Here is a 433-nt window from a genome sequence, read left to right on the forward strand (position 1 = left end):
CTGTCACCGGTGACGGTGCCCAGCAGGCCGCTGCCCAGGAGAAGGCCGCCCAGGCTCTCGCCAAGGCTCAGAATATCTCGGTCGAGCAGGCCAAAGCGCAGGTTGCCCAGTACACCCAGCAGTTCAAGGAGACGGTTGCCACGGCCAAGGAGCAGGCCAAGCACATCGCCGACGCAACGGCGCGTCGTGTGTCTCAGGCTTCTCTCTTCGGGGCGCTGGCTCTGATCTTCGGAGCATCGGCTGCCTTCTTCGCCGGCCGCGGCTCGGCAGTCGATACGACGTTCACCCGCACGCCTCCGAAGACGCCCGTTGCACATCGGTCATGAGTACCCGCGACCCCGCCGCGTCCGCGCTCCACGGTCGTGGTACGCTCCCCACCGATGCCGCGGACGCCGCGTTGGTCGAGGACATCGGCGTTACCCTGCTCGAGCAA

The 433-nt window shown here is 67.0% G+C and carries 1 pseudogene; it reads left to right on the plus strand.

The features are described 5' to 3' along the window. A pseudogene (locus MKK51_RS20325) lies at positions 1 to 326 on the plus strand (PhnA-like protein); the annotation flags it as partial. Positions 327 to 433: the final 107 nt, after the last annotated feature.

The organism is Methylobacterium sp. E-045 (assembly GCF_022829685.1).
In the GTDB taxonomy this organism is placed as follows: Bacteria; Pseudomonadota; Alphaproteobacteria; order Rhizobiales; family Beijerinckiaceae; genus Methylobacterium.